Below are 25,342 nucleotides of genomic sequence, written 5' to 3' on the forward strand. Positions count from 1 at the left end.
CACCCGTCCTGAGAAAGATGCCCGGGTTGAGCCCGGGCATGACGGATGAAATCTAACCCGATCCCCGGCTGCCCTTGAGGGAGCCCGGCGTCGCCGTCCGCGACAGCCGGGCCAGAAGGATCACCGGCACCAATCCCACGAGCACGATGAGCAAAGCGGCGATTGCGCCATCCTCATAGGTGCCGCGCGCGGCTTCGCCATAGATGTGGGTGGCCAGCGTTTCGACGCCCAGCGGACGCAGCAGCAGCGTCGCGGGCAATTCCTTCATCCCGTCCACGAACACCATGAGTCCGGCGGTGGCGAGCGCGGGACGCAACAAGGGCAGGTGGATGTGCCGCACCGCGCCGCGCTTCGAGCGGCCGAGGCTGCGCGCCGCCATGTCGAGATGCGGGGAGAATTTGGAATAACCCGCTTCCAGCCCGCCAATGGGAATGGCGAGGAAGCGGATGGCATAGGCGATGATCAAAGCCGCGCCCGAGCCGGAGATGAGCAGTCCGGTGGACACGCCCGCGAACTGGCGCATTCCCTGGTCCACCCAATTGTCGAAGCCGGCGAGCGGGGTCAGGAGGCCGATGGCCAGCACCGTTCCGGGAACCGCATAGCCGAGGCTGCCCATGCGGGCGAGGGCGGATGTGGTGGGCGAGGCGGCGAGGCGCTGCGCCACCGCCGGCACGAAGCCAAGCGCCAGGGCAAGCACCGTTCCGCCAAGCGCGAGGAGCGCGCTGTTGCGGGCCTCCGCAAGGATGCCCGGCGAGAAGCCGCTGAATTCGATGCGCTGGGCCGCGACCCAGGCAAGATGGGCCACCGGCACCGTAAAGCCCAGCAGGACCGGCACCAGGCAGAAGGCGAGGGCGGCGAGGCCCGCTCCGCCTTGCAGATGGATGGGCGCCGGCGGGCGGTTGGTGCCGCCCGCCACATAGCGCGCCCGGCTGCGGGCCGCACGCTCGGCCGCTACCAGAGCCAGCACCAGCGCCAGCATGACGAGGGCCATCTGGGCCGCGCCCGGCAGGTTCGAACGGTTGACCCAGGTGGCGTAGATGGAGACTGTCAGGGTCCGCATGCCAAGGAATTCGGACGCGCCGATATCGCCCAGCACCTCCAGCAAGGCCAGTGTCACACCGGCCACGATGGCGGGGCGGGCCATGGGCAAGGCGATGCGCAACGTGGTGCGCAGACGGCTTGCGCCGAGCGTCCGCGCCACATCCAGCGCCGCCGCGGACTGCACCAGGAAGCTCGCTCGCGCGGAAAGGTAGACATAGGGGTAGAGCACGCAGGACATCACGAAGATGCAGCCGCCAGCCGAGCGGATATCGGGAAGCTGGAGCCCGCGCGGGCTGGAGATGCCCAGCATCCAGCGCAACGCGCTTTGGATGGGCCCGAGGGGATGGAGCACATCGAGATAGGAATAGGCGACGATGTAGCCAGGCAAAGCGAGGGGGAGCAGCAGCGCCCAATCCAGCACGCGCCGGCCGGGAAAATCGCAGGTCGCCACCAGCCACGCGCAGGGCACCGCCACGGCGGTCGTCAAGATTCCAACGCCCACCAGCAGCAGCAAGGTCTGCGCGATGGCGGTGGGCAGCACGTTCTCAATGAGATGGGGCCACAGGTCCCCGGAGCCCTCCGCCGCGATGCCGAACAGCGCCAGCACCGGCAGCAGCACGAAAAGGACGACAAGGGCGGACCCGGTAACAAGCAAGGCGCCCCGTCCTCGCCGCAGAAAGCGGTAGAGGGGCGGGGCGCCTGATTTAAGGGTGAGGTCGGTCAACGCTGGCTCAGCTGTCGAAGCCCACGCGGTCGATCAACTCGCTCGCCTTCTTGCGGGCCTTGGCGATCTCCACCAGCGAGATGGGATCCACCTTCAACGGGCCGAGCGCTGCGATGGCAGGATCCACCGCCGCGCCGGCGAGCACCGGATATTCGAAGTTCGCCTGGGCGTAGATGGCCTGCATGGCCGGCGAGACGGCGAATTCCAGAAGCTTGACTGCATTGTCCTTGTTGGGCGCGTTCTTGGCGACCGCGGCGCCAGTGACGTTCACATGGGTGCCGCCGCCTTCGAACACGGGCAGGAGCACATTGATGCCCTCTCCCCACTTCTGCTGGTCGGGGCCGCCCTTGCCGATGCGCATGAGCGCCACATAATAGGAATTGCCCACCGCGAGGTCGCAGATGCCGCCGAGGATGTCGCGGGCGCCTTCACGGTCGCCGCCGGTGGCCTTGCGGGCGAGATTGGCCTTCACGCCGCGCAACCACGCCTCGGTCTTCGCCTCGCCGTGATGCACGAGATAGGCGGCGGTGAGGCCGACATTATAGGGGTGCTGGCCTGAGCGGATGCAGATCTTGCCCTTCCACTTGGGGTCCGCCAGCTCCTCATAGGTGAAGGAAGAGAGCTTCTGGTCCTTGTCCGCATAGACGAGACGGGCGCGCAGCGAGAGGGAATACCAGTTGCCGGCCGGGTCGCGCAGGTTTGCGGGCACGGCGGCCGTGAGAGTGGGGGTCTGGACCGGCTGGGTGACGCCGGCATCCACCACGTCCAGAAGGTTGCCCACGTCCACCGTCATGAGGAGGTCGGCCGGGGAAGCGGCGCCTTCCGCCTTCACGCGCTCGGCGAGACCGTCCTTCACGAACACGCTGTTGACGGTGATACCCGTGGCCTTGGTGAAGGCTTCGAAGAGCGGCGCTGCAAGGCCGGGCTCGCGGGTGGTGTAGACGTTGACCACGCCCTGGGCCGAGGCCGCGCCGCTGGCGAGGACGGCGGAAGAGAGGGCCGCGAGGAACACGCGGCGGAGCGGGGATTTGGTGGACGATGTCCCGGACATGGATTCCTCCTCGGAGGCCGCCATTCGGTGTGGCCTCGCTGTCCGCATCGCGTAGCGTCAGGCGACGCGCGCCGTCAACGAAAGAGCGCGTGATCCCAATAGGTTAGAGAATATCTAAAAAGGCTAACTACTAAGGGAGCCAAACAAAAAGCCCGGCGCGATGGCCGGGCTTCCGTAAAGACATAAAAGATAAGGATCAATCGGACTCGAGTTCACCGATATGATGCTGTGCGTAAAGCTGGACGCCGAGGCGCTCGACGAGGCCGAGCTGCGTCTCCAGGAAGTCGATATGACCTTCCTCGTCCGTCATCAGCTCTTCGAAGAGGTCACGGCTCGGGAAATCCTTCACCGAGTGGCAGTAGGCGGCGGCCTCTTGATAGAGCGCACGGGCCTCCTGCTCGGCGGCGAGGTCTGCCTCCAGAATCTCTTTCATGTCCTGGCCGATGCGCAGGGGATCGAGCACCTGCAGGTTCGGAAAGCCGTCCAGGAACAGGATGCGGTCCACGAACTTGTCAGCGTGCACCATCTCTTCGATGGATTCGGCGCGCCACTTTTTGGCGAGGTTCTTAAAGCCCCAATTGTCCAGCATGCGGTAATGCAGCCAGTACTGATTGATGGCGGTCAATTCCGACCGAAGACCCCGATTGAGATATTCGATGACCTTGGAATCGCCCTTCATAATCGCCGCTCCTCTCCCTGCGCCGCAGGGGCGCCCGCTACTCTTGAATCATAGTTAGAGGAATTCTAAACTAAAGGCAACCATCGCCAGCCCATGCAGGCACACCGCCCGCTCACTCCGCGGCGATCAGCTTCGTGGAGAGCGACGCTCCGGGGCATGCCGCCGGGCATTCGGCACAGGAGCCGTGGACCTGATCAAGGATCGCCTTGATGGTGCGTGCGCAGCGGCCGCATTGGGGCGAGCAGCCCAGGCAGCGATACACCTCACCGGCCGAACGCACGCCCGCAGTGTTGGCGAGGGCATCACGCACCTGGTGATCCGAAAAGACGTTGCAAGAGCAAACAATCATCGTGCTGGCTGGCCGTTCGCAGTTTAGATTTCTTCTAAATCCTTGTCACACTGTCTTTTTTCGCAAATCGACCCTGCCGACGTCAATCCCGATACGATGCGACATGGTGGCGAAACGGCAAAAAATAAAGAAGCGGCCGTAGTTTCTAATTGTTCTATTTTGGAAGCGCCTCTTTCATCGCTGGCGCAGCGGCGAGATGCACCAAGGCTATGTCCAAGGTTTGGCGCCGATGGAGAGGCCGGCCATGATGACCAGAGCCGAGAGGACCAGGATCGGGTCCAGTCCTTCGCCGAGAAGAAGGGCGGCGAGGCCGATACCGAGCGCCGGTGTCGCAAGGACGCCGAGCGCTGCGGTGACGGCCGGCACCCGCCTGTTCACCACGGTCATGGCCCAAAAGCCGAGGGCCGTGCCGATCACGCCATTATAGACAAGAGCGAGGATTGCCGGCGTGCTCATCCGGATAGGCGGCGGCCCCTCGAAGAAGAAAGCAAGGGTCGCGAGCACCGCAGTGGCAAGCAGGCATTGCCAGGGCATGAGCTGGAGGGGCGTCGCCGTCCAGCGGTGGGCACGCGTGTAGACGATGCTCACGGACCAGCAGATCGCCGCCAGGATCGGGAGCCCATTGCCAAGGATGGCCTCCCTGCTCTTCCAGTCGAAGGCGCTTGGCCCGACGAGGAGCAGCAGGCCGGCCATGCCGACGCCGATGCCCACCATCTGCCGAACCGACATCCGCTCTTTAAGGAAGAGAAAGGCGGCGGGCGCGACCCAGAGGGGCGTGGTGTAGCCCAGAACGATTGCCCGGCCGGCCGAGACATATGTCAGGCCAGCGGTCATCAGGGCGGCGAAGGCGACCATGTGGAACACGGAGATCACAAGGACGATGGGGTAGTCGGCGCGCGGGGGACGCACAAATTGGCGGTTGGCGCAAAGGGCAGGGATGAGCACTGCAGCGGCCAGCGCCGTGCGGATCGTGACCGCCCAGAGTGGTGTGATGTCCTGCACGGCCAGCTTCATGACGACCCAGTTGAGGCTCCACGCCGTCACGACGAAGACGAAAAGCCCGATGGTCGACAGCGCCATTGGGGCCGGCCGTTCGGTGGGCGAGGTGGCGGGCGGTGCGGATGTCATGGAGCAACTTGGTAGACAGGCTCGTCTACGTTGGCAGAGGTGGAACGATCTGTCTACATAAGAGAATGAGGCAGAGCTCTCCGCCATCTGCGCCTGTGGACCTCCCCGCCCGGGATCGCATCCTGTGGGCCGCACAGGACCTGTTCTATCGGCACGGCGTGCGTGCCACGGGCATCGACCGGGTCATCGCCGAGGCAGGCGTGACGAAGGTGACCTTCTATCGGCATTTCCCGTCCAAGGATGATCTAGTGCGCGCGTTCCTGCACCAGCGGCACGAGACATGGATCGCGTGGTTCAAAGACGGTCTTGCCGCGTCACGGGCCTCCCAGTCAGCTGCTGAGCGAGAGACACAGCCGCTCATGCCTGTGCTCCAGGTGGCGCGGGAATGGTTCGGCGGGTCGAGCTTCCGCGGCTGCGCCTTTGCCAACACGGTCGCGGAGATCGGGGAAAGCATTCCATCGATCACGGGCATCGCACTCGAGCATAAGCAGGAGGTGCGCGACGCCATTGCGGGCCTTCTTCCGGCGGATGCGGCAGCTTCCGACATCGCCTGGGCTGCCACGCTCGCCTTGGACGGAGCGATCGTGAATGCGCAATTGGGCGGCTCCTCGACAGAGCCAGCCCTTCTTGGGCTACAGAGCCTGTTGAACGCTCTCGCCGGCGGGCATTGCGATCCGGAAGACGGTTGAGAGGCGGGCGCTCTCAGGCCGGCAGATGGATCTCGCAGAGCATGCCGCTCTCGACCCCGCGCCGAATGCGCAATTCGCCCCCGTTCGCCTTCATCACCGCGGCGATACGGGCCATGCGGAACGGCAGGCCGGCGGCGGTGAAACGGTCCGAGGCGGTTGCGGCGCGAAGAGGAGAGAGCGCCTGGGCGATCTCTTCCTCGGTCAATCCGATGCCGCCATCGCGGATCATCACCACGATACCCGCGCTGTCTCCCGCGGCATCGCTGCGACGCGTCGAGACGATGACCTGGCCGCCGGCCGGAGTCGCGCGCAACGCTTCCTCCAGCAGCATACGCACCATGCGCGCGAGGGCAGGGGCGTTGAACCAGCACTCCAATTCAGGGGTGACGTCCTGGCGGATCAGGATGCGGCGACGGCGGGCGCTCGGCGCCACGTGCTCCACGGCCTCCGTCAGCACTGCATTGACGTCCACCGCCTCCCCGTCGCCATCGAAGGAGCCGGGAACGAGCTGCTCGATATCCTCAAGGCTTGCCAGAAGCTGCTGGCCGGCGATCACCGCCGCCTCCGCCTGCTTGGCATAGCGGCTATTGCCCACCGGGCCGAACGTGGAGGAACGCACCGCGTCCACAAAGCCGAGAATGCCGGTGAGCGGAACGCGAACAGCATGAGACACACGTCGCACGAATGGCTCCATGGCCTCGGCGGCGGCGGCTTCCTTCTCCATCTGCACAGCCAAGGGGGGCTGCTGGTGCGGGGGGTCTTCTGCGACAAGCGTCTCAGCAGGCCTTTCGCGCGCCGCTGTCTCCGCGGCGGAGGGCGGGCGCAACACCAGGCAGAAGCGCGGCGCCGCATGGAGCGCGCGCACGAGCGTTGCTTCCATGGTGGTTTCGACGCCCAGCCGATGCCGGAGCGTCAGCGTCGCCTGGCCGGGCGGGTCGCCCGGAGCCGCGGCCGAGGCGCCTTCCAGCAGGGCCACGGCCTCCATCTGGCTGCCCGAGGCGAACAGGAGCGTGAACGGCTCGCCCTGCAACTCGTCCCCACGGAAGCCGCAAAGCTCGGCGGCCGTGGCGTTCAGCTCCTCGATGGCGCCTGCCCGGTCCAGCAGGAGGACGCCGAACGGAATGATATCCAGTGCCTGCGCCCGGGCGGTCGCGCGTTCCGCGCCGACATCCACTTGTGGAACCGGCGGGGCGACAGGCGCGGGAGGGGGAGGGGCCGGTGCAGGCCGATCGATGCTGCGCACCACATGCACAATGGCCGACTGGCCGCGCCAGGGCGCGGAGACGAGCCGCACATCGACCGGAATTCGCCCACCGCCCACGGACTCAAGCTCGAGAGGGGAGTCCGGCTTTTCCCGCACAAGGCGCGTGGAAAGGCCGCCGGAGGCACGAAACGCGTCCATGTCGGCAAGGCCGGCCCAAGCCAGCAGAGTGGCATTGACGTGGACAAGCTCGCCGCGCTGCTGGACGGCGAGGCCGATGGGCAGGCGGTCGAGCAGCCCCTCGTCCATCATCTGCGCCGGCGGGGGGGCAGGAGGGACGGAGGGAGGAGGGATGATCTCCGGCGCGGGCGGGTTCACTGGCTCCGGTGGCGGGGCGGCCGGAGGCGGCGCCTCAGGACCTCCCGACTTCGGCCAGCCGTCGATGGCCTCGTTGAGGGTTCTGGCGATTTCATGAAACGCCGAACGCTCGCGGGGGGAAAGGGTGCCTCCACGCAGCGGCACCACATTGCGCGGCGGTTCCGGCTCGGCCTGGGGTGGGCGCGGCGGAGCCGCCCAAATGAGACCGAAGCCGCGCACCCCTATGCGCCGCTTGGCGCCGTCGAACAGCGGCACGCCGCCAATCTCGATGCGGCGTGGCGGATCTTCCGCGGTCCACAGCACCGCGTCGGAAAAGCTGGCACCGGCGAGGAGAAGGTCGGAGACGGCAGCCACGTCCTTCAGGACGCCATCCGCCGTAAGGTCCGCGAAGCTGCGCCCCTGCCACGCCCGCAGGCGTGGGCCCAAGGCGTCGATGATGGAGGGGGACAGAGCCGAGAGCCGCCCCTGCGCATCCGCCTCCCAGGTAAAGCGCACGGGCCTTGCGGGCTCATCGGCTTCGGGAGATGAGGCGGAGGGGTCGGACGTTTCCGCCGCCGGGGCGCTCGCGCCGGGAATGAGGGCGAGGGGATCTGCGAACAGCACGGCGCGGCCCAGCGGCGAGTTGATGGTTGCGCAGGAAAAGACGTGGGGCACAAAGGCGGAAGGAAGCCGCACCCGCTCCAATCTGGCAGCGCTATTGCCGCTCGCCGCCACACGCTGGGCGACGACCTTCACGCCCATGGGCGCCGTCTCATCCTCAGTGATGCCCAGGCCGGCGCAGGGCGGGGTCGCCACCAGCACCTTCGCATCGGGCAGGGAGACGAGAAAAGACGCGAAATCCACCCGCCGCAACGGCGCAAGCGCCGGCTCGTTCAGCGTCAGAAGGCGGGACGTATGCTCGCTCATGACCTCGGACTGGGCAGCGGCCGCCGGCGGACCGTTCCGGCGGGCAGCCACTATCTGCATCTTGAGTGTGCCACTTAAAAATTAACAGGCCCGCAATCGCATCACCGTCGCGAGATAGGGGCATACTGTGTTCTGCAACCATCACCCAGGGCAAAAAGGCGCAGGAGGGTGCGGACAATCCACCCGAAATGCACTCTAAGCCCTTGAGTAAAGGTGGTTTCATAGCCGGAAGGAAGCGTCAAACCAATTCCATCTCAAGCGATCCGCATCTAAGATCGCTTCGGAGCCGCCGGTGCCGGTGTTCCGCAACGCCCGAGGAGCAAGACGATGACCAATAAGTTCGGTCCCGACCTCGAGTTGCCCGCTGAGCTGCGGGCCATTGCCGAGAAGAATGTCGCCCAGGCGCGGCAGGCTTTCGACACTCTCTTCGACACCGCCCGCAGCGCGGTGGGCGAATCCGAAGAGCGGATGAAGGAAGTGCATTCCGGCATCAAGGAGCTTCGCCAGAAGACCCTCGGCCTCGTGGAGGCCAATGTGAATGCCTCCTTCGACTTCCTCAACAAGCTGGTGCAGGCGAAGTCGCCCCAGGAAGTGCTGAGCCTGCAGGCCGCCTTCGTGAAGGATCAGGTGCAGGCCGTGGCGAGCCAGGCGGCCGCGCTCGGCAGCGATGCGCGGACCCTTGGCGAATCCACCGTCCGCTCGCTGGACGAGCATGCCCGCGCCCTCTCCGAGCGGGTGCAGGCTCTGGGCGCCGCCGCCACCGCCCATGCCAAATCCGTGGCTGAAGACATGCAGAGCGCCGGTGCCGCAGCTGCGAAGAACATGCAGAATGCGGCCGAGAAGGCAGCGGAAGCTGCGCCGAAGCCTTACGATCCGAATCAGACCTACTAAGGCTTTGGCGACGTCTTGACCTCGACATTGTGCGGCGCAAAATTTTCTTTTGTGCCGCACCCATCGTGGGTTATGATGGTTGTGGGATCGTGGATCACGGGTCCGGGGCGTGCGCGCAGCCGGGCTTGGACCTGTCAGCCCAATCGCGCACCAACCTGCTCGCACCGAGGAAGCCATGAACGAAAGCTTTGCCAAAGCGTTCCAGGACCAGATGGCCGCCACCAGCAGCGCCTTCTCCAATTTCGAGGTGCCCGCTCCCTTCCGTGACATGGCGGAGAAGAGCGTCCAGCAGGCCCGTGGCAATTACGAGAAGTTCAAGGCTGCCGCCGAGCAGACCACCGACATGATCGAGGATTCGTGCTCCACCGCCGCCAAGGGCGTCGCCGAGTACAATGTGAAGTCCCTCGAAATCCTGCGCTCGAACATGAATTCGGCGTTCGACTTCTTCGCCTCCGTGCTGAGCGCCAAGAGCGCGGCCGAGGCGGTGGAGCTCTCCAGCACCCACCTGCGCTCGCAGTATGAGAACCTCCAGGCCCAGGCCAAGGAACTCTCCGGCCTCGCGCAGAAGATCGCGACGGAAAGCTCCGAGCCCATCAAGGCCGCGGCCGAGAAGACCTTCCGCTCCGCGGCCTGATCTTCTTCCCGCTTTCAGCGTCTCGCCTCGGGCGAGGGCAGGGCGCCGGTCTCCCCGGCGTCCTTTTCTTTTCGGGCCGTCCCGCTTCCGGCCGCCTTGACGGCGCCTGCCGGCCTTGCGATGACGCAGCCCGTCGCGCCACCGTGTTCCATTGCCGCCCGGCGGACTATGATGGGCGTCTGATCGGCGCCCTCGTGTCGGCGCCCCAAGAGTCACCCATGGCCAAGAGCCACCCATGCGCGCCTTAGGTTCGGTTTCTCCCATCCTCGTGGTCGGCCCCTCCTGGGTCGGCGACATGGTGATGGCGGGAAGCCTGATAGAGAGCCTGCGTATCCGCGAGCCGGGCCGCCCCATCGATGTGATCGCGCCGCCCGCCGCCTTGCCCATCGCAAAGCTGATCCGCGGCGTTCGCCGCACCATTCCCCTCGGCCTCGGCCATGGCGAATTCGGCCTGATGGCGCGGTGGAAGGCGGGCCGGGCGCTGCGCGAGGAGGGCTACGGCAAGGCCATCATCCTGCCGCGCGCCTTCAAGGCCGCCATCGTGCCCTTCGCCGCCGGCATCCCCGAGCGCATCGGCTATGCCGCCGAAGGGCGCAGCCTGCTGCTGACCGAAGCGCGCAAGGACAGGGACCGGAAGACCGGCCGCACCATCGACCGCTTCGTCGCCCTCGGCGCCCCCCGCGGCGACCACCTCACGTCGCCGCGCCCCGTGCTGCACTTGCCGGACGGCGCCATGGAGGCGGCGGCTTCGCGCTTTCCTCTGGCCGGAGAGGGGCCGGTGATGGCCTTGTGCCCCGGTGCCGAATATGGCCCCGCCAAGCGCTGGCCGGCCGCCAAGTTCGCGCGCCTCGCCGCCATGGCGAGCGCCGCCGGCTATCGCATTCGCGTGCTGGGCGGGCCGAAGGACGCCTCCATCGCCGAGGAGATTGTCGCGCAGGCCGGCGTGCCCGTGGACAATCTCGCCGGCCGCACCAGCCTGATCGATGCAGCGGCGATCCTCGGCGCCGCCGACGTGGTGATCTCCAACGATTCCGGGCTCATGCACGTGGCCGGCGCCCTCGACCGGCCGCTGGTGGTGCTCTACGGCTCCTCGTCCGAGAAGATGACCCCGCCCACCGGGCCGCGCTCCCAGGTCGTGTCCCACGATCTGCCCTGCCGGCCGTGCCTTAAGCGGGAATGCCCCTTGGGGACGCTGGCCTGCTTCGAGAGCATCCAGCCCAGCGAGGTCCTCGCGGCGGCCGCGCGGATCCGGGGATGAAGCTTCTCATCGTGAAGCTCTCATCGCTGGGGGATGTGGTCCACACCTTCCCGGCGCTCACCGACGCCGCGCGCGCGGTGCCCGGCCTCGTGGTGGACTGGGCGGTGGAAGAGGCCATGGTGCCGCTGGTGCGCCTGCATCCCGCCGTCCGCCGCGCCATTCCCGTGCCCCTGCGCCGCCTGAAGAAATCCCCGCTCGCCGGCTGGCGCTCGGAAGAAGGGCGCGCTTTGCGCGCGGCCCTGGCGGAAGAGCGCTACGACCTCATCATCGACGCCCAGGGGCTGATGAAGAGCGCGGGCATCGCCCGCTTCGCGAAAGGAAAGCGCCACGGCTTTGCCTGGGGCAGCGCGCGGGAGGGCATCGCGACGCTGCTCTACCACCGCCGCCACGCCATTCCCGAGGTGGAGCATATGGCGGCGCGCATCCGCAAGCTGTTCGCCGCCGCGCTGGGCTACGATTTGACGGCGCTGCCGGCCGATGCCGGGCTCAAGGTGGAGCCCGCGCCGGCGGAGGCGCCCTATCTCGTGCTGCTCCACGGCACCACGTGGCTGACCAAGACCTGGACCGTGCTGCGCTGGCGCGAACTGGCCGCCATCGCCGAGACGGCGGGGCTGAAGACCCGCATCTTTGCGCTCGGCGAGGAGGAGACGCGCCGCGCCGAGGCCATCGCCCGCGGCATGCCCTCGGTGGAGATCCTCCCGCCCGCGCCCATCGATCAGCTCGCCCCCATCCTGGCGGGCGCCGAGGGGGTGGTGGGCGTCGATTCCGGCCTCGGGCACCTCGCCGCCGCGCTGGGCGTGCCCACCGTTGGGCTCTATGGCCCCACCGATGCGCGCCTCACCGGCCTGTTCGGCCCGAAGGTGCTGGAGATGCGCTCGTTCCGCCCCTGCGCCCCGTGCGAGAACGCCCATTGCAAGATCGCGCCGCACACCGTGGAAGGCCCGCCCTGCATGGTGGATCATGGCGCCCGGGCCGCATGGCGCGGGCTCAATGTGCTGCGGCACGGCCATGCGGACAAGATGGACAAGACCGGCCCAGGCGTGGCACAGGGAACCCCTTCGGCGCCTCAACAGCGCCCGGCTTCGTGACCGGAGCGGCCCCGCTCCTGAAGGTTTTGGCTCATGACCCTTCCGGGCTCCCGCGATACGGTGCTGGTTACCGGCGGCGCGGGCTTCATCGGCTCCAATCTCGCCCGCGCCTGCGCCGCGGACGGCCTGCGCGTGGTGGTGGCCGACTGGCTGGAAGACGGGCCGAAATGGCGCAACATCTCCGACATCCTGCTGGATGACGTGATCCGCCCCGAGGCGGCGCTCTCCTTCCTGGAGCGCGAGGCCGGACGGGTGCGCGCCGTGATCCATATGGGCGCCATCTCCGCCACCACCGAGCGGGACGGCGACAAGATCGTCGCCCGCAATGTGCGGCCCACCCTCGATTTGTGGGACCTGTGCGCCCGCAAGGGGCTGCCCTTCATCTACGCCTCCTCCGGCGCCACCTATGGCGACGGCGCCTCCGGCTTCCGGGACGATGAAAGCGCCTCCGCGCTTCTCGAGCTCGCGCCACTCAACGCCTATGGCTGGAGCAAGCTCATGGCGGACCGGCGCTTCCTCGCCGATATCGCCGCCGGCCGTCCGCGCCCGCCGCAATGGGCGGGCCTGCGCTTCTTCAACGTCTACGGGCCGGGCGAGGCGCATAAGGGCGACATGCGCTCCGTGATCCACAAGATCTATCCCACCGCCGCCGCCGGGGAGGCGGTGACACTCTTCAAGTCCCATGACCCCGCTTATGAGGATGGCGGCCAGCTCCGCGACTTCGTCTATGTCGGCGATTGCGTCGCCGTGGTGCGCTGGCTGCTGGAGACGCCCGCGGTGAGCGGCATCTTCAATGTGGGCACGGGCCAGGCGCGCAGCTTTGCGGACCTAGCCCGCGCGGTGTTCGCGGCGGCCGGCAAGGAGCCGCTGATCCACTATGTGGACATGCCCGAGGCCATCCGGGGCGCCTACCAGTATTTCACCCAGGCCGACATGTCGAAGCTGCGCGCCGCCGGTTTCTCCCAGCCCTTCACCTCGCTGGAGGACGGCGTGCACCAGTATGTGACCGGCCACCTGCGCGGCAAGAACGGGTGAGGGCGCGCCATGCTCGCTGATGCCCGGCCCGGCCCGATCGCCGTCATCGGCGACGTGATCGTCGATCATTATGTGATCGGCTCGGTCTCCCGCATCTCCCCTGAGGCGCCGGTGCCGGTGGTGGTGCATGGCATGGACAGGCTGGTGCCCGGCGGGGCGGCCAATGTGGCCGCCAATGCGGCCGCCATGGGCGCGCCGGTGCATCTGGTGGGCCTCGTGGGTGCGGATGCCCGCGCCGGAGAGCTGCGCGAAGCGCTGGCCGCCTTTCCCGACATTTCGCTCGATCTCGTGGCCGACCCGGCGCGCCCCACCATCACCAAGACGCGGGTGATGAGCGGGCGCCAGCAGATCGTCCGCATCGATGCCGAAGATGCGAGCCCTGCCTCCCCTGAGGTGGAAGCCCGCCTCATCGCCGCCGCCCGTGCGGCCATCGCGCAATGCCGGGTCGCCGTGCTCTCCGATTATGCCAAGGGCGTCCTGGGCGACCGGGTGATCGCGGCCATCATGAAAGAGGCCGAGGCGCGGGGCGTGCCTGTCATCGTTGATCCCAAGCGCCGCACCTTCGAGGCCTATCGCGGCGCGGCCCTGGTGACGCCCAACCGCCGGGAACTGGCGGACGCCACCGGCCTGCCTGATACCACCGACGAGCAGGCGGCCGCTGCCGCTGCCGCCGCCGCCGCGCAGTTCGGCGGCGATGTGCTGGTGACGCGCGCCGAGAAGGGCATGACCCTCTGGCGCCGCGACGGCGCCGTGCTGCACGTGCCCGCCGAGGCGCGCGAAGTCTTCGACGTCTCGGGGGCAGGGGACACGGCCCTCGCGGCGCTGGCCATGTCGCTCGCCTCCGGCGAGCCGCTGGAAACCTGCGTGCGCATCGCCAATGCGGCGGCGGCCATCGCCGTGGGCAAGCTCGGCACCGCCGTCGTCACCCGCGCCGAGCTGGCCGCCGCCCTCGGCCGCGCCTTGCCGCAGATGGAGACGCCGGGCGCCCTCGTCTCGCTGGAGCGGGCGAAGGAGATCATCGCCCGCTGGCGGGCGGGCGGGGCGAGCGTGGTCTTCACCAATGGCTGCTTCGACCTGCTGCATCCCGGCCATGTGGCGCTGCTGGAGGCCGCCGCCGCCGAGGGCGACCGGCTGGTGGTGGCGCTCAACACGGATGCCTCCACGCAGCGCCTGAAGGGGCCGACGCGCCCGCTCCAGGACGAAGCCGCGCGGGCCAGGGTCATCGGCGCCATGCGCTGCGTGGACCTCGTGGTGCTGTTCGACGAGGACACGCCCCTTGAGACCATCACGGCCCTGCTGCCCGACGTGCTGGTGAAGGGCGCCGACTACAAGCCCGAGGAGGTGGTGGGCGCGGACGTGGTGACTGCCAATGGCGGGCGCCTTGTGCTGGCGAACCTGATCGCGGGCCGCTCCACCTCGTCTTTGGTGGCGAAGGCGCGGTCCTGAGGCGCCTCGGCAATAAATCGCCCCGCTCCCGTTGCGGCGCACGCGCGGGCCTATATAGTCGAAGAGTCGTCGGTTCCCTTCGGGGATCAAAAGGGAATGCGGTGCGGGACCTGTCCCAAAGCCGCGGCTGCCCCCGCAACTGTCGGCGGTGAGCGCTCCCCGCAGCGCCACTGGAACATGCGTTCCGGGAAGGCTGGGGAGAGGCGATGAACCGCGAGCCAGGAGACCTGCCGAAGGCGCGCGAGCCCAGTCATGGGCGCTTCCAGTCAGCCCTCGGAGGGAGGGCCAGGAGATGAAGATGAGCACGCAGAACCAGGTTTCCCAGGACCTCGCCGGCAAATCCGTCGCGTCGCGCACGCTGCAGATCACCTTCGCCGCGCTGCTGGGTCTCTTCGTGGTGGGCGGCGTCGGCTTCTCCCATATGGAAGTGGTCCATAACGCGGCCCACGACTACAGGCATTCGACCGGCTTCCCCTGCCACTGACAGGGGGCCGACATGTCGTTGTTCCGCACCATCGTCTTCGTGGCGGCGGCCGCCGGCCTATTCTCCGGCATTGCCATGACCGTCTTCCAGCAGGCCGCGACCGTTCCGCTGATCCTCAAGGCCGAGACCTATGAGGAAGCCGAAGCCGAAGCCGAAGCCGCCGCGCCCGCGACCCATACCCATGACGCCGCAACGCCCGCGCATAGCCATGACACCGCGGCCGCCCATGACCATGACGAAGGCGGCTGGCAGCCGGCGGATGGGTTCGAGCGCATGGCCTTCACGCTGGCGGCGAATGTCGTTGGCGCCATCGGCTTCGCGCTGCTTCTCGTCGCCGCTTCAGAACTCGCGGGCGGGCTCACCGGCTGGCGCGACGGGCTCCTCTGGGGCCTCGCGGGCTTTGCCGCCTTCACGCTGGCGCCCAGCCTCGGCCTTCCGCCCGAGCTTCCCGCCATGCCGGCGGCGGAGTTGGGTCCCCGGCAGCTCTGGTGGACCGCCACAGCGGCAGCCACCGCCGGGGGCATCGCGCTCATCGCCTATGGCCGCTCGCTGCCGGCGGTGATCGCCGCGCTCGCTTTGATTGCGGCGCCGCATTTCATCGGCGCGCCGCAGCCGGAGAACTTCGAAACTCCCGTGCCCCACGATCTGGCGCACAATTTCGTCGTCGCGGTGGTGGTCACGAGCTTCCTGTTCTGGGCGATCCTCGGCGGCGTCGCCGGCCTCGTCCGCGCAAGGATGGCCGGCGCCCAGCCATGACGGCCGGGCCGCGCGCCCGCCGCGTGCTGGTGCTTGGCGGGGCGCGCTCCGGCAAGAGCGGTTATGCCGAAGCCCTGATCGAAGCCGCGCCGCCGCCCTATGTTTATGTGGCGACGGCGCAGGCGCTCGATGCCGAGATGGCGGATCGCATCGCGCTGCATCGCTCAAGACGTGACACGCGCTGGCGGACCCACGATCATCCCTTCGACGTAGCTGACCTTCTGGCGGAGCTTCCGCCGGACGCCCCCGTGCTCGTAGACTGCCTGACCTTGTGGCTGACCAATCACTTACTGGCGGATCATGATCTTGAGGCGGAACAGGAGCGGCTGGTTTCCGCGCTTCTCGGGCGAGGCGGCTTGACGGTTCTGGTGGCCAACGAGGTGGGGCTCGGCATCGTGCCGGACAACGCGCTCGCCCGCCGCTTCCGCGACGCCGCCGGCCGCCTCAATCAAGCGGTGGCGGCGGCCTCCGACCGGGTGGTGTTCATGGTGGCGGGCCTGCCCCTGGTGGTGAAGGAGGACGCGCCATGAGCGCCGGGATCGACGACGCCGAGGCCGCCCGCCATCGCGACAAGATGGCCAAGCGCAAGGCCGTGCAGGATGCCGAGGTGGCCGGCAAGACCACCTTGGAGAAGGGCCTCCTCATCGTTCATACCGGCCCTGGCAAGGGCAAGAGCACCGCCGCCTTCGGCCTCGCTCTGCGCATGCTGGGGCGCGGCAAGCGGGTGGGTGTAGTCCAGTTCATCAAGGGCGCGTGGGAGACAGGCGAGCGCGAGGCGTTCGCGGCCTTCGGCGACCGGGTTCAGTGGTACACCATGGGGGAGGGCTTCACCTGGGAGACCCAGGACCTCGCCCGCGACGTGGCCGCCGCGCAGCGGGCCTTCGAGAAGGTGCGCGAGCTGATGGCGGACGAGACCCTCGCCCTGCTCATCCTGGACGAGCTGAACATCGCGCTGCGCTATAGCTATCTGGACCTTGGCGAAGTGGTGGAGACGCTGGCGGCGCGCCGCCCGGACCTGCACGTGGTGGTCACCGGCCGCAATGCCAAGCCGGAATTGATCGCCGCCGCCGACCTCGTGACGGAGATGGGCCTTGTGAAGCACCATTTCGCGGCCGGCGTGAAAGCGCAGGCCGGCATCGAATTCTAGGGCCGCCATGCCCTCACTCATGTTCCAGGGAACGGGCTCGGACGTGGGCAAGTCCCTGTTGGTGGCGGGTTTCTGCCGCGCCTTCGCCAATCGGGGGCTGAAGGTGCGGCCGTTCAAGCCGCAGAACATGTCCAACAATGCGGCGGTCACGGCGGATGGCGGCGAGATCGGCCGGGCCCAGGCGCTCCAGGCCCGCGCCGCGCGAGTCGCGCCATCCGTCCACATGAACCCCGTGCTCCTGAAGCCCCAGAGCGAGACCGGCGCCCAGATCGTGGTGCAGGGCAGGGTGGTGGGCAGCGCGAAAGCCGCCGTCTACCAGGGCATGAAGAAGAACCTGATACCCGCGGTCTTAGGAAGCTTTAGCCGGCTTATTTCCGAGGCTGATCTGGTGCTTGTGGAGGGGGCCGGGAGCGCTTCCGAGGTCAATTTGCGGGTCAACGACATCGCCAATATGGGCTTTGCCCGCGCAGCAAATGTGCCCGTGGTGCTGATTGGAGACATCAACAGGGGCGGCGTGATCGCCAGCGTCGTCGGCACCAAAACAGTTCTTCATCCTGAAGATGAAGCGCTTGTTTCTGGCTTCATTATCAATAAGTTCCGGGGCGATCCTAATCTCTTTCGCGAGGGACTTGAGATCATCACCCGCCACACGGGCTGGCCGGCTTTGGGGCTCGTGCCCCACTTTCCCGAGGCCATTCGCCTGCCCGCAGAGGACGCGCTCGCCCTGGAAGGCCCGCCGGTCTCCAAACCGGCGGCGCGGGTACGGATCGCAGTGCCGATCCTGCCCCATATCTCCAATTTCGACGATCTAGACCCGCTGGACGCCGAGCCGGCTCTGGAAGTGCTTCGCCTGCGCCCCGGCGACGTGCTGCCGCCGGACACGGATCTCGTCCTGCTCATCGGCTCCAAGGCGACGCGGGCAGACCTCACCGCGCTGAAGCAATGGGGCCTCGATCACGACATCATCGCCCACGCACGGCGGGGCGGGCGCGTGCTGGGACTCTGCGGTGGCTACCAGATTCTCGGGGAGAGGGTCGAGGACCCGCTTGGCCTGGAAGGCCCGCCGGGTGGGACGGAAGGGCTCGGCCTCCTGAAGGTCCGCACACGGCTCTCGCCGGACAAGCGCCTGGAGGCGGTCTCAGGCCATTCTTGTTTGGGCGCGCCCTTCAGCGGCTATGAGATGCATATGGGCGAGACGACCGGCCCCGATCGCGCCCGGCCGTTCGCGACCTTCACAGGTGGCGCCCCAGACGGCGCCGTCTCAGCTTCCGGGCTGGTGATGGGCACCTATGCGCACGGCCTGTTCGCGGACGATGCCCAACGCGCCGCATGGCTCGCTCTGCTCGGTGCCGGACCGACGCAGGTCTCCTACGAGGCCCAGGTGGACGAGACCCTGGATGCGCTGGCCGCCCATCTCGCCCGGCATGTGGACCTCGACCGCCTCCTCAGCCTCGCGCGATGAGCATCGCGACCGCGCCGAGGCAGGAGAGCCCCACCAGCAGGCCATCGGCAATCAGATAGAGCCGCAGCGCTCCGCGGATATCGGCGGCGCCGATCTCCCGCCTGCCGTCGCCCATATAGGCCGCCTCCGCCTGCACGCCGCCATAGGAGCGCGGGCCAGCAATGGAGATGCCGAGCGCCCCGGCCATGGCCGCCTCCGGCCAGCCCGCATTGGGCGAGCGGTGCCTGGGCGCATCCCGCCACATGGTGCGCCAAGCTTGGGCCGGCGAGGCGCCCGGCATGAGAGACGCACCGAGCACCACCAGAAGTCCCGAAAGGCGCGAGGCGGGCAGGTTCACCACATCGTCGAGCCGCGCCGCCGCCCAGCCGAATGCCCGATGGCGCGGCGTCTTGTGGCCGATCATGCTGTCGGCGGTGTTGAGCGCCTTATAGGCGGCTGCGCCGGGCAGGCCACCGACCACCATCCAGAAAGCCGGCGCCACGATCCCGTCGGAGAAGTTCTCTGCGAGGCTCTCGATGGCGCCCCGTGTGACACCGGCCACATCAAGCTGGTTCGGATCACGGCCGACGATGCGGGAGACGGCCACACGGCCGGCCTCAAGCCCTTCAGTCTCCAGCGCGGCCGCCACCGACGCCACATGCTCATAGAGCGACCTTTGGGCGAGGAGAGAAGAGGCGAGGAGGGCCACCGCGACCATGCCCAGCGGCACCATGAACAGCACATGCTGCACGAGGAAGGCGGGCAGGGCGGCGGACAGCAGGATCACCAGCAAGGCCAGGACGCCCAGCCCGCGGCGCATGGCGAAGGATGCATTCTCCCGGTTGATCCGCCGATCCAGCGCCGAAATCAGCCGGCCCATCCAGATGACGGGATGCCCGACCGCCGGCAGGAGCCGGCGCGGATAGCCAAAGGCGGCCTCCATGAGAAGCGCCAGCGCCGTCAGTGGAAAGAAAGGCACGCGCGGTCATCCCCCCGGAGCGAACCCGAGTCAGATGCTCCAGTCCGTCTCCTCATCCCGTTCCAGATAACCGTTCTCCGCGAGATAGGCGATCACCTGGTCCGCCAGTTCCTCCGGCGCGCTCGTGCCTCCCGCAAGGCGCAGTTCGGGGCGCTCCGGCGGCTCATAGGCGCTGTCGATGCCGGTGAAATTCTTGATCAGTCCTTCGCGAGCCTTGCGATAGAGCCCCTTGGCATCGCGCTGCTCGGCGATCTCCAGCGAGGTATCCACGTGGATTTCCACGAACTCACCGTCGTCCAGCAGATCGCGGGCAAGCTGCCGCTCAGCGCGGAAGGGCGAGATGAAGGAGACGATGACGATGAGCCCGGCATCGGCGAACAGCTTCGCCACCTCCGCGACGCGGCGGATATTCTCCACGCGGTCGGCATCGGTGAAGCCGAGATCCTTGTTGAGGCCGTGGCGGACATTGTCACCATCGAGCACATAGGTGTGCCGCGAGGCGGCATGCAGCTTCTTCTCCACTAAAGCCGCGATGGTGGACTTGCCTGCCCCGGACAGTCCGGTGAACCAGAGCACGGTCGGCTTCTGGTGGTTCAGCGCCGCGCGCGCCACCTTGGAGACCTTCAGTTCCTGCCAGTGCACGTTGGTGGCGCGCCGCAGGCCGGAGCGGATCATTCCCGCGCCGACCGTCTGGTTGGTCATGCGGTCGATGAAGATGAAGGCGCCGGTGCCCGGAATCTCAGTAAACGGGTCGAATGCGATGGCATCGCGCAGGACGATATTCACCTCGCCTACCTCGTTGAGCGCAAGCGCCCGCGCCGGCTCCGGCGCGTAGGTATTGACGTTGATCTTGTGGCTGATGGCCGAGATGCTGGCGCCCACCGTCCGTGTGCCGATCTTGATGAGATAGGGCCGGCCCGGTTGAAGGGCGTCCTCGTGCATCCAGATCACGCGGGCGGCGAACTGCTCGGCAAGCTCGGGACGTGCAGATGCGGCGGCAAGGATGTCGCCGCGCGAGACATCGATCTCGTCTTCCAGCGTCAATGTGATGGACTGGCCGGCGCTGGCCTCGTCGAGATTCCCGTCGGCGGTGACGATGGACTTCACGCGGGACACGTGCCCCGAGCCGGCCACCACCACTTCTTCCCCGGGCCGCACGATGCCGCTGGCGATGGTGCCGGAGAAGCCGCGAAAATCGAGGTTCGGCCGGTTCACCCACTGCACCGGCATGCGGAAAGGCTGATGCTCGGCGGAGCGGGCGACGTCGATGCCTTCCAGATACCGCACGAGGCTCGGACCCGTGTACCAAGGCATGCGCTCGCTCTTGGTGAGCACATTGTCACCGAAGCGCGCCGACAGGGGCACAGCCTGGAAGGTCTCGAAGCCGAGCCCGGCCGTCATGACGCGGTATTCCGCGACGATGGCGTCGAACCGTTCTTGCGAGAAATCCACGAGATCGATCTTGTTCACCGCCAGCACCACATGGCGGATGCCCAGCAGCGAGACGATGAAGGAATGCCGCCGGGTCTGGGTGAGGATGCCCTGGCGGGCGTCCACCAGGATCACGGCGAGGTCCGAATTGGACGCGCCCGTGGCCATGTTGCGGGTGTATTGCTCGTGGCCGGGCGTGTCGGCCACGATGAACTTGCGCCGCTCGGTGGCGAAGAAGCGGTAGGCGACGTCGATGGTGATGCCCTGCTCGCGCTCGGCGGCGAGGCCGTCCACCAGCAACGCGAAATCGAGGTCGTCGCCGGCCGTGCCGTACTTGCGGGAATCGCTGGCGAGCGTCGCCACCTGATCGTCGAACAGCAGCTTCGTGTCATAGAGCAGCCGGCCGATGAGGGTGGACTTGCCGTCATCCACGCTGCCGCAGGTGAGGAAGCGCAGGAGGCTCTTGGTCTCGGGGGCGAACAGCTCCGAGCGGGGGGCGGCGTTCATCAAAAGTAGCCCTCCCGCTTCTTCTTCTCCATGGACGCTGCCTCGTCATGATCGATGAGCCGGCCGGAGCGTTCCGAGGTACGCGCCGCCAGCATCTCGCGGACGATGGCCTCCAGGGTGTCGGCCTCGCTGTCGACGGCGGCGGTGAGTGGATAGCAGCCCAGCGTGCGGAAGCGCACCTTGCGCAGTTCCGGCGTCTCGCCCGGCTCGAGGCGCATGCGCGCATCGTCCACCATGATCATCTGCCCGCCGCGCCAGACGATGGGCCGCTCGGCGGCGAAATAGAGCGGAACGATGGGGATCTCTTCGGCCAGGATGTATTGCCAGATATCCAGCTCTGTCCAGTTGGAGAGCGGGAAGACGCGGATGGATTCGCCCGGCTTCACCCGCGCGTTGAACAGGTTCCACAGTTCGGGCCGCTGGTTCTTCGGGTCCCAGCCGTGATTGGTGGTGCGGAAGGAGAAGACGCGCTCCTTGGCGCGGCTCTTCTCTTCGTCGCGCCGGGCGCCGCCGAAGGCCGCGTCGAAGCCGTGGGCGGTGAGCGCTTCCTTCAGCGCATCCGTCTTCATCACACTGGTATAGAGCGAGGAGCCGTGGTCGAACGGGTTGACGCCCTGCGCCGCTCCGGCCTGATTGGTGTGGACGATGAGGTTGAACCCCAGTTCCTTCACCATCCGGTCGCGGAAGGCGATCATCTCCCTGAACTTCCAGCCGGTATCCACGTGCAGGAGCGGGAAGGGGGGCTTGGCGGGATAGAAGGCCTTCACCGCCAGATGCAACATCACGGCGGAGTCCTTCCCGATGGAATAGAGCATCACCGGGTTGGAGAATTCGGCCGCCACCTCGCGCATGATGAAGATGGCTTCCGCCTCCAGGCGCTGGAGGTGCGAGAGGCGGTCCGGGGAGAGACCCGTGAGCGCCTCGGGAGCGTGGGCTACCGACATGACCTATCCTGCACGCGCGGCGGCCAGTTCCACGAGCCGCCGGTCGCCATAGGCGACGAAATGGGGATTCGCATAAGGCGCATCCGCGCCCTGGCGATCCTTGCCGTAGACAAGGGGCGTTCCGTCGAGCCGCGTGACGAGGCCCCCGGCGGCCCGCAGCACCGCATCGCCCGCCGCCGTGTCCCATTCCATGGTGCGGCCGAGGCGGGGATACACATCGGCGCGCCCTTCGGCCACCAGACCGAACTTCAGCGAGGAGCCGGCGGTATGGACGGAGGACACGGAAAGGCAGCTCAGCCATTGGTCCGTCGCCGGGTCCGCATGCGACCGGCTCGCCACGGCGGCGATGCCCTCGGCCGGCGCCTGGCGCACGGCGATGGGAGCTGCGGGGCCGAGAACGCCTTCGGTGACATCCCGCCGGAATGCGCCGAGCCCGGCCGCGCCGGAATAAAGCACGCCGAGCGCAGGGGCGTAGACCACGCCCGCCACGGGCACGCCGTCCTCCACCAAGGCGATGTTCACGGTGAACTCGCCGTTGCGGGAGATGAATTCCCGCGTTCCATCAAGGGGATCGACCAGATAGAAACAGGGAGCGGCATCCGGCACATGCCCCGCCGCCACCTGTTCTTCAGCCACCACGGGGATGCACGGGGAGAGCCGGGCGAGGCCCTCCAGGATCACCGCCTCGGCGCGGGTATCGGCCTCCGTCACGCTGGACGCATCCGCCTTCACGGCCACCTTAAAATCGGTGGAATAGACGTCCAGAATCTCTCGACCTGCCGAAACGGCGAGAGTTTCAAGGTCCGGAAGGAGAAGGCCGGCAGTGCTCTGCGTCTGCATTGGATGCTCTGTGACGGATGGCCGATCCTTAGACCCTGGCGTCCGTCATTGCAACTTTTCCAATGGGAATATATAAAAACAACAAAAATATAATGTAATATAGACTTCTCTCGCCGGCAACATTTAAGGGGACGATGCCGTCTTCCTGTTATAAGGGCGCGGCATCCTGTTTGTGGAATGTCGCTAGAAAGCGACAAAGAAGGCCGCTCGAAGGATCGGACAATGCGCGTTGCGATGATCGGTACGGGTTATGTGGGTTTGGTCTCGGGGGCCTGCTTTGCGGACTTCGGGCACCACGTCACCTGCGTCGACAAGGATTCGGCCAAGATCGCCATGCTGAAGGAGGGGCGCATCCCCATCTTCGAGCCGGGCCTGGACGAACTGGTAACCCGCAACGCAGCCGCCGGGCGGCTCGATTTCGACACGGACCTGACGCGCGCCGTGAAGGAAGCGGAGGCGGTGTTCATCGCGGTGGGCACGCCCTCGCGGCGCGGCGACGGACATGCGGATCTCTCTTACGTTTTCGCCGCGGCGCGCGAGATCGCGGCGGCGGCGGAGGGCTATACGGTGGTGGTCACCAAATCGACGGTGCCCGTGGGCACCGGCGATGAGGTGGAACGAGTGATCCGCGAGGCACGGCCGGAGGCGGACATCTCCGTGGTTTCCAATCCCGAATTCCTGCGGGAAGGCGCCGCCATCGAGGATTTCAAGCGGCCCGACCGGGTGGTGGTGGGCACGGAAGATCCGCGCGCGAAGGCCGTGATGAGCGCGCTCTACCGCCCGCTGTCGCTGAACAACCTGCCGCTCATGTTCACCGCCCGGCGCACGTCCGAGCTGATCAAATATGCCGGCAACGCCTTCCTTGCCATGAAGATCACCTTCATCAACGAGATGGCCGATCTGTGCGAGCAGGTGGGCGCGAATGTCCAGGACATCGCGCGGGGCATCGGCCTCGACAACCGGATCGGCTCGAAATTCCTCCATGCCGGCCCCGGCTATGGCGGCTCGTGCTTCCCCAAGGACACGCTGGCTCTCACCCGCACCGCCCAACAGGTGGGCGCGCCCCTGCGCATCATCGAGACGGTGGTGGCGGTGAACGACGTGCGCAAGCTCGCCATCGGCCGGAAGGTGGAGCAGGCCCTGGGCGGCAATGTGCGTGGCAAGACCGCCGCCATCCTCGGCCTCACCTTCAAGCCCAACACCGATGACATGCGGGAAAGCCCCGCCATCTCCATCATCAACGCGCTGATCGACAAGGGCATGCGCGTGCGCGCCTACGACCCCGAGGGGATGGAGGAAGCCAAGCACCTGCTGCCGCCGTCGGTGGAATACGGGCAGGGGCCTTACGATGTGGCGGAAGAGGCCGATTGCCTCGTCATCATCACCGAATGGGACGCCTTCCGGGCGCTGGATTTCGACCGGCTGAAGACCATCATGCGCCAGCCGGTGCTGGTGGATCTGCGCAACATCTATGTGCCGGAGCAGATGGCGCAGCTCGGCTTCATCTATGAGAGCGTCGGCCGTCCCTCCTCCGGCCATGCCGCGGCCGCCCTCGACGCTGCGGAATAAGAGGGGCGGGCAGGGGGTAAGTATCTGTTTCGGCAAGCTTGGCATAAGGAACAAGCTTTTGGGGCCTACGTTCGTTTGGAAGGCAGGCTGCAGCGCACCTTTGCCTTCACCATCAGTCGAACGGGAGCTTCGCCATGGGATTCTTCTCTAAAGACATCAAGACCATGGACGATTTGTTCGTCCACACGCTTCAGGACATCTATTATGCGGAGAAGCGCATCCTTAAAGCGCTGCCCAAGATGATAGATAAAGCCACGGATTCGACGCTGAAGCAGGCCTTCCAGGCGCATCTGGCGGAGACCGAAGGCCATGTGACGCGTGTGGAAGAGGTCTTCCGCATGCATGGCGCCGAGGCCAAGACCGTCACGTGCCCGGCCATCGACGGCATCATCGAGGAAGCGGAGGACATCGCTGGCGACATCGCGGACAAGGAAGTCCTGGATGCCGCCTTGGCCGCCGCAGCGCAGGCGGTGGAGCATTACGAGATGACGCGCTACGGCACGCTCATCGCTTGGGCCAAGCGCCTCGGCCGCGGCGACTGTGCGCGGGTGCTCGAAAGAAACCTCGCAGAGGAGAAGGCCGCGGACGAGAAGCTCACCAGCATCGCCGAGGCCAAGCTCAACATCCGCGCCGCGGAATAGGGCTCAATCCCGACATCACACCAAAGCGGGCGCCGAGGCCATCGGCGCCCGTTTTTGTTTGCGTTCACAAGGGGCGGGAGCCTGGAACCGGAATGAGATAATTCG

Annotated in this window: 24 protein-coding genes and 1 riboswitch; of the genes, 14 read left to right on the forward strand and 10 right to left on the reverse strand. The window is 67.1% G+C overall.

Features of this window, described 5'->3' with window-relative positions:
- Positions 1 to 52: 52 nt before the first annotated feature.
- The 5 genes from ABLE91_RS13760 to ABLE91_RS13780 all read right to left on the reverse strand — a co-directional run bounded on the left by ABLE91_RS13760 (position 53) and on the right by ABLE91_RS13780 (position 4,972).
- On the reverse strand, positions 53 to 1,696 hold the full coding sequence (locus ABLE91_RS13760; RefSeq protein ID WP_348931446.1) for an ABC transporter permease: 1,644 nt from the start codon (positions 1,694 to 1,696) through the stop codon (positions 53 to 55).
- 76 nt (positions 1,697 to 1,772) lie between these two features.
- Positions 1,773 to 2,816, reverse strand: coding sequence for an extracellular solute-binding protein (locus tag ABLE91_RS13765; protein ID WP_348931447.1), 1,044 nt, complete (start codon positions 2,814 to 2,816; stop codon positions 1,773 to 1,775).
- 196 nt (positions 2,817 to 3,012) lie between these two features.
- Positions 3,013 to 3,495, reverse strand: coding sequence for a bacterioferritin (bfr, locus tag ABLE91_RS13770; protein WP_348931448.1), 483 nt, complete (start codon positions 3,493 to 3,495; stop codon positions 3,013 to 3,015).
- A 112-nt stretch (positions 3,496 to 3,607) separates the two neighbouring features.
- Positions 3,608 to 3,844: a (2Fe-2S)-binding protein gene (locus ABLE91_RS13775; RefSeq protein ID WP_348931450.1), complete on the reverse strand. Its 237-nt coding sequence runs from the start codon at positions 3,842 to 3,844 to the stop codon at positions 3,608 to 3,610.
- Between the two features lie 207 nt (positions 3,845 to 4,051).
- Positions 4,052 to 4,972: a DMT family transporter gene (locus tag ABLE91_RS13780; protein ID WP_348931452.1), complete on the reverse strand. Its 921-nt coding sequence runs from the start codon at positions 4,970 to 4,972 to the stop codon at positions 4,052 to 4,054.
- 95 nt (positions 4,973 to 5,067) lie between these two features.
- On the opposite strand from ABLE91_RS13780, the gene ABLE91_RS13785 reads away from it, so the two are divergent.
- Complete coding sequence (locus tag ABLE91_RS13785) at positions 5,068 to 5,661, forward strand: TetR/AcrR family transcriptional regulator (RefSeq protein ID WP_348931453.1); 594 nt, start codon at positions 5,068 to 5,070, stop codon at positions 5,659 to 5,661.
- A gap of 13 nt (positions 5,662 to 5,674) precedes the next feature.
- On the opposite strand, the gene ABLE91_RS13790 is transcribed toward ABLE91_RS13785, so the two are convergent.
- A complete protein-coding gene (locus ABLE91_RS13790) occupies positions 5,675 to 8,206 on the reverse strand; it encodes an ATP-binding protein (RefSeq protein WP_348931454.1) in 2,532 nt (843 codons plus the stop codon).
- Between the two features lie 267 nt (positions 8,207 to 8,473).
- Between ABLE91_RS13790 and ABLE91_RS13795 the strand changes: the two genes are divergently transcribed.
- The 11 genes from ABLE91_RS13795 to ABLE91_RS13845 all read left to right on the forward strand — a co-directional run bounded on the left by ABLE91_RS13795 (position 8,474) and on the right by ABLE91_RS13845 (position 18,347).
- The gene (locus ABLE91_RS13795) at positions 8,474 to 9,037 is read left to right on the forward strand and encodes a phasin family protein (RefSeq protein ID WP_348931456.1); all 564 of its coding nucleotides are present in this window, start codon (positions 8,474 to 8,476) and stop codon (positions 9,035 to 9,037) included.
- A 175-nt stretch (positions 9,038 to 9,212) separates the two neighbouring features.
- The gene (locus tag ABLE91_RS13800; protein ID WP_348931458.1) at positions 9,213 to 9,671 is read left to right on the forward strand and encodes a phasin; all 459 of its coding nucleotides are present in this window, start codon (positions 9,213 to 9,215) and stop codon (positions 9,669 to 9,671) included.
- Positions 9,672 to 9,906: 235 nt separating this feature from the next.
- Positions 9,907 to 10,929 (forward strand): lipopolysaccharide heptosyltransferase II, encoded by a 1,023-nt coding sequence (waaF, locus tag ABLE91_RS13805; RefSeq protein WP_348931460.1) that lies wholly within the window; start codon positions 9,907 to 9,909, stop codon positions 10,927 to 10,929.
- Entirely contained in the window at positions 10,926 to 12,017 is a 1,092-nt protein-coding gene (waaC, locus tag ABLE91_RS13810; RefSeq protein WP_348931462.1) for a lipopolysaccharide heptosyltransferase I, read from the forward strand. The genes waaF and waaC overlap by 4 nt, the downstream gene beginning before the upstream one ends.
- 33 nt (positions 12,018 to 12,050) lie before the next feature.
- The gene (gene rfaD, locus ABLE91_RS13815; protein ID WP_348931464.1) at positions 12,051 to 13,052 is read left to right on the forward strand and encodes an ADP-glyceromanno-heptose 6-epimerase; all 1,002 of its coding nucleotides are present in this window, start codon (positions 12,051 to 12,053) and stop codon (positions 13,050 to 13,052) included.
- A gap of 9 nt (positions 13,053 to 13,061) precedes the next feature.
- Positions 13,062 to 14,498 carry a D-glycero-beta-D-manno-heptose-7-phosphate kinase gene (gene rfaE1, locus ABLE91_RS13820; protein ID WP_348931466.1) on the forward strand — a complete coding sequence of 479 codons (1,437 nt, stop codon included), beginning with the start codon at positions 13,062 to 13,064 and terminating at the stop codon, positions 14,496 to 14,498.
- Positions 14,499 to 14,551: 53 nt separating this feature from the next.
- A riboswitch (cobalamin riboswitch) is annotated at positions 14,552 to 14,747 on the forward strand.
- Positions 14,748 to 14,796: 49 nt separating this feature from the next.
- Positions 14,797 to 14,982, forward strand: coding sequence for a CbtB domain-containing protein (locus tag ABLE91_RS13825; RefSeq protein WP_348931468.1), 186 nt, complete (start codon positions 14,797 to 14,799; stop codon positions 14,980 to 14,982).
- Between the two features lie 12 nt (positions 14,983 to 14,994).
- Positions 14,995 to 15,738, forward strand: coding sequence for a CbtA family protein (locus ABLE91_RS13830; protein WP_348931470.1), 744 nt, complete (start codon positions 14,995 to 14,997; stop codon positions 15,736 to 15,738).
- On the forward strand, positions 15,735 to 16,268 hold the full coding sequence (cobU, locus tag ABLE91_RS13835; protein ID WP_348931473.1) for a bifunctional adenosylcobinamide kinase/adenosylcobinamide-phosphate guanylyltransferase: 534 nt from the start codon (positions 15,735 to 15,737) through the stop codon (positions 16,266 to 16,268). The genes ABLE91_RS13830 and cobU overlap by 4 nt, the downstream gene beginning before the upstream one ends.
- Positions 16,265 to 16,885 (forward strand): cob(I)yrinic acid a,c-diamide adenosyltransferase, encoded by a 621-nt coding sequence (gene cobO, locus ABLE91_RS13840; RefSeq protein ID WP_348931476.1) that lies wholly within the window; start codon positions 16,265 to 16,267, stop codon positions 16,883 to 16,885. The genes cobU and cobO overlap by 4 nt, the downstream gene beginning before the upstream one ends.
- A gap of 7 nt (positions 16,886 to 16,892) precedes the next feature.
- Positions 16,893 to 18,347 (forward strand): cobyric acid synthase, encoded by a 1,455-nt coding sequence (locus tag ABLE91_RS13845; protein ID WP_348931477.1) that lies wholly within the window; start codon positions 16,893 to 16,895, stop codon positions 18,345 to 18,347.
- Here the strand turns inward: ABLE91_RS13845 and cbiB are convergent.
- The 4 genes from cbiB to cysQ are packed head-to-tail and all read right to left on the reverse strand — an operon-like array spanning position 18,331 to position 23,027.
- Entirely contained in the window at positions 18,331 to 19,305 is a 975-nt protein-coding gene (cbiB, locus tag ABLE91_RS13850; RefSeq protein ID WP_348931478.1) for an adenosylcobinamide-phosphate synthase CbiB, read from the reverse strand. The genes ABLE91_RS13845 and cbiB overlap by 17 nt on opposite strands.
- 30 nt (positions 19,306 to 19,335) lie before the next feature.
- Positions 19,336 to 21,243, reverse strand: coding sequence for a sulfate adenylyltransferase subunit CysN (cysN, locus tag ABLE91_RS13855; protein ID WP_348931479.1), 1,908 nt, complete (start codon positions 21,241 to 21,243; stop codon positions 19,336 to 19,338).
- Positions 21,243 to 22,187 carry a sulfate adenylyltransferase subunit CysD gene (gene cysD, locus ABLE91_RS13860; RefSeq protein WP_348931481.1) on the reverse strand — a complete coding sequence of 315 codons (945 nt, stop codon included), beginning with the start codon at positions 22,185 to 22,187 and terminating at the stop codon, positions 21,243 to 21,245. The genes cysN and cysD overlap by 1 nt, the downstream gene beginning before the upstream one ends.
- A 3-nt stretch (positions 22,188 to 22,190) precedes the next feature.
- The gene (cysQ, locus tag ABLE91_RS13865) at positions 22,191 to 23,027 is read right to left on the reverse strand and encodes a 3'(2'),5'-bisphosphate nucleotidase CysQ (protein WP_348931482.1); all 837 of its coding nucleotides are present in this window, start codon (positions 23,025 to 23,027) and stop codon (positions 22,191 to 22,193) included.
- Positions 23,028 to 23,249: 222 nt separating this feature from the next.
- Between cysQ and ABLE91_RS13870 the strand changes: the two genes are divergently transcribed.
- Together ABLE91_RS13870 and ABLE91_RS13875 are read left to right on the forward strand one after the other, a co-directional pair.
- Positions 23,250 to 24,596 carry a UDP-glucose dehydrogenase family protein gene (locus ABLE91_RS13870; protein WP_348931484.1) on the forward strand — a complete coding sequence of 449 codons (1,347 nt, stop codon included), beginning with the start codon at positions 23,250 to 23,252 and terminating at the stop codon, positions 24,594 to 24,596.
- A gap of 134 nt (positions 24,597 to 24,730) precedes the next feature.
- Positions 24,731 to 25,237, forward strand: a complete 507-nt coding sequence (locus ABLE91_RS13875; RefSeq protein WP_348931485.1) for a YciE/YciF ferroxidase family protein — start codon at positions 24,731 to 24,733, stop codon at positions 25,235 to 25,237.
- Positions 25,238 to 25,342: the final 105 nt, after the last annotated feature.

Source organism: Aquabacter albus, from assembly GCF_040049275.1.
Lineage (GTDB): Bacteria > Pseudomonadota > Alphaproteobacteria > Rhizobiales > Xanthobacteraceae > Aquabacter.

What these genes read in the sequence shown, in the direction of transcription:
- ABLE91_RS13765 (WP_348931447.1), bottom strand. Translation starts at nt 2,816, where the DNA reads ATGTCCGGGACATCGTCCACCAAATCCCCGCTCCGCCGCGTGTTCCTC.
- bfr (WP_348931448.1), bottom strand. Translation starts at nt 3,495, where the DNA reads ATGAAGGGCGATTCCAAGGTCATCGAATATCTCAATCGGGGTCTTCGG.
- ABLE91_RS13775 (WP_348931450.1), bottom strand. Translation starts at nt 3,844, where the DNA reads ATGATTGTTTGCTCTTGCAACGTCTTTTCGGATCACCAGGTGCGTGAT.
- ABLE91_RS13780 (WP_348931452.1), bottom strand. Translation starts at nt 4,972, where the DNA reads ATGACATCCGCACCGCCCGCCACCTCGCCCACCGAACGGCCGGCCCCA.
- ABLE91_RS13790 (WP_348931454.1), bottom strand. Translation starts at nt 8,206, where the DNA reads ATGCAGATAGTGGCTGCCCGCCGGAACGGTCCGCCGGCGGCCGCTGCC.
- ABLE91_RS13795 (WP_348931456.1), top strand. Translation starts at nt 8,474, where the DNA reads ATGACCAATAAGTTCGGTCCCGACCTCGAGTTGCCCGCTGAGCTGCGG.
- ABLE91_RS13800 (WP_348931458.1), top strand. Translation starts at nt 9,213, where the DNA reads ATGAACGAAAGCTTTGCCAAAGCGTTCCAGGACCAGATGGCCGCCACC.
- waaF (WP_348931460.1), top strand. Translation starts at nt 9,907, where the DNA reads ATGCGCGCCTTAGGTTCGGTTTCTCCCATCCTCGTGGTCGGCCCCTCC.
- waaC (WP_348931462.1), top strand. Translation starts at nt 10,926, where the DNA reads ATGAAGCTTCTCATCGTGAAGCTCTCATCGCTGGGGGATGTGGTCCAC.
- rfaD (WP_348931464.1), top strand. Translation starts at nt 12,051, where the DNA reads ATGACCCTTCCGGGCTCCCGCGATACGGTGCTGGTTACCGGCGGCGCG.
- rfaE1 (WP_348931466.1), top strand. Translation starts at nt 13,062, where the DNA reads ATGCTCGCTGATGCCCGGCCCGGCCCGATCGCCGTCATCGGCGACGTG.
- ABLE91_RS13825 (WP_348931468.1), top strand. Translation starts at nt 14,797, where the DNA reads ATGAGCACGCAGAACCAGGTTTCCCAGGACCTCGCCGGCAAATCCGTC.
- ABLE91_RS13830 (WP_348931470.1), top strand. Translation starts at nt 14,995, where the DNA reads ATGTCGTTGTTCCGCACCATCGTCTTCGTGGCGGCGGCCGCCGGCCTA.
- cobU (WP_348931473.1), top strand. Translation starts at nt 15,735, where the DNA reads ATGACGGCCGGGCCGCGCGCCCGCCGCGTGCTGGTGCTTGGCGGGGCG.
- cobO (WP_348931476.1), top strand. Translation starts at nt 16,265, where the DNA reads ATGAGCGCCGGGATCGACGACGCCGAGGCCGCCCGCCATCGCGACAAG.
- ABLE91_RS13845 (WP_348931477.1), top strand. Translation starts at nt 16,893, where the DNA reads ATGCCCTCACTCATGTTCCAGGGAACGGGCTCGGACGTGGGCAAGTCC.
- cysN (WP_348931479.1), bottom strand. Translation starts at nt 21,243, where the DNA reads ATGAACGCCGCCCCCCGCTCGGAGCTGTTCGCCCCCGAGACCAAGAGC.
- cysD (WP_348931481.1), bottom strand. Translation starts at nt 22,187, where the DNA reads ATGTCGGTAGCCCACGCTCCCGAGGCGCTCACGGGTCTCTCCCCGGAC.
- cysQ (WP_348931482.1), bottom strand. Translation starts at nt 23,027, where the DNA reads ATGCAGACGCAGAGCACTGCCGGCCTTCTCCTTCCGGACCTTGAAACT.
- ABLE91_RS13870 (WP_348931484.1), top strand. Translation starts at nt 23,250, where the DNA reads ATGCGCGTTGCGATGATCGGTACGGGTTATGTGGGTTTGGTCTCGGGG.
- ABLE91_RS13875 (WP_348931485.1), top strand. Translation starts at nt 24,731, where the DNA reads ATGGGATTCTTCTCTAAAGACATCAAGACCATGGACGATTTGTTCGTC.